Origin of the sequence: Desulfovibrio sp. OH1186_COT-070 (genome assembly GCF_003860215.1) — a bacterium.
Lineage (GTDB): Bacteria > Desulfobacterota > Desulfovibrionia > Desulfovibrionales > Desulfovibrionaceae > Desulfovibrio.
Map to the genome: position 1 here is coordinate 1 of NZ_RQYH01000092.1, position 1,211 is coordinate 1,211.

Sequence of the window (1,211 nt, forward strand, 5' to 3'; positions counted from 1 at the left end):
ACCTCTTTTATTTTAATGAAACTTTCTTTAGATATATATTTTTCTTGATTATAAATATCTAAGATAATTTCAATGTAATTCCAATCAACTTCAAGTGTCATAGCATACTCTTCAGATAACTTGAAAATGCAAGATAACTGGTTTAAGTATTTATAATATCCTTTTTCAAGTCTTATGAGTACATTGGTAGTACTTTCAATATACTCAATATGCTTTAAAACGACTAACTCTAATAATTCTGATAGTATATTCACCTTTTTCAAGGACTTCTCCATTCATCTTCTTTACAGCATACATATCGCAACATCCTTTTTTATATCAATATTTAATCGGTGTCTAAGTGTATTCAATAAAATTGTATACACAAAATACTTTGTATACTTGTGAAATTTAAATTACTTATTGCTATTACTTTGACCAGGTAATGAACCGTTTTTCCATTCGTTAAAGCTATCAGGATAATGATTCTTAGCATATTCGATAATGGCTAAACTTATTAAATCCATATTATTTCTTTTTACATCTACTTTTGTCGAATAGTAAACCATATCATCAAGCAAATACTTACAATCAGTAAAAATTTTAACTGATTTACTTTTAGATCTATCTACATGTTCTTCAAACAATTTTTCTATATTTTTTTTCATTATATTTTTGCCTCCTAAATACTTTATAGGTGTAGATTTGTGCTGCAATTATATCGTATCATATAATAAGATATCATTCTACCGATACAATGGTAGTTAAATACCTAGAATTATGTTATTATTATATTGTAATCATTGATAGATTACTGATTGTTTTATTCATTGGAGGTATTTAAATGGCAATAGATAAAGCAAGATTAGATTACTACAAGAATTATGACTATCCAAAACATGCTTACACTTTCTTTCATAACAAATTTACGAGAGTACACTTATTAGACGGTAAAACATTTAGTGGGTATTTAATAAAAGAATATACTTACGAAATTTTACTAATAGTAAACAGAAAAAGTAAGGATAGCGATACGATTAATGCGGAGGGTAGAATTATGATACCTAAACATTCAATTAAATATGTAGAGAATAATATTAAAGCTAAATCAAAATGATAATTAATGTTTACATAAAAACGTTATTATTTAAGATATAATTTTATGTAGACAGTACTAATATAGAAAAGTATTAAAATAGCAAAAAAAGAACAACTACGATTATCAGTAGTTG

Annotated in this window: 3 protein-coding genes; 1 reads left to right on the forward strand and 2 read right to left on the reverse strand. The window is 25.4% G+C overall.

Annotated elements, in window-relative coordinates:
* Together EII23_RS11960 and EII23_RS11965 are read right to left on the reverse strand one after the other, a co-directional pair.
* Window positions 1-263: hypothetical protein (locus tag EII23_RS11960; RefSeq protein ID WP_148091270.1), on the reverse strand; the 263-nt coding region annotated here is incomplete at its 3' end.
* Between the two features lie 132 nt (window positions 264-395).
* Window positions 396-647, reverse strand: coding sequence for a hypothetical protein (locus EII23_RS11965; protein ID WP_124793546.1), 252 nt, complete (start codon window positions 645-647; stop codon window positions 396-398).
* A 176-nt stretch (window positions 648-823) separates the two neighbouring features.
* On the opposite strand from EII23_RS11965, the gene EII23_RS11970 reads away from it, so the two are divergent.
* Window positions 824-1,096, forward strand: coding sequence for a hypothetical protein (locus EII23_RS11970; RefSeq protein ID WP_124793547.1), 273 nt, complete (start codon window positions 824-826; stop codon window positions 1,094-1,096).
* Window positions 1,097-1,211 lie beyond the last annotated feature (115 nt).

Bases quoted from the DNA above. Each gene is read 5' to 3' on its own strand.
- EII23_RS11965 (WP_124793546.1), bottom strand. From the start codon at position 647: ATGAAAAAAAATATAGAAAAATTGTTTGAAGAACATGTAGATAGATCT.
- EII23_RS11970 (WP_124793547.1), top strand. From the start codon at position 824: ATGGCAATAGATAAAGCAAGATTAGATTACTACAAGAATTATGACTAT.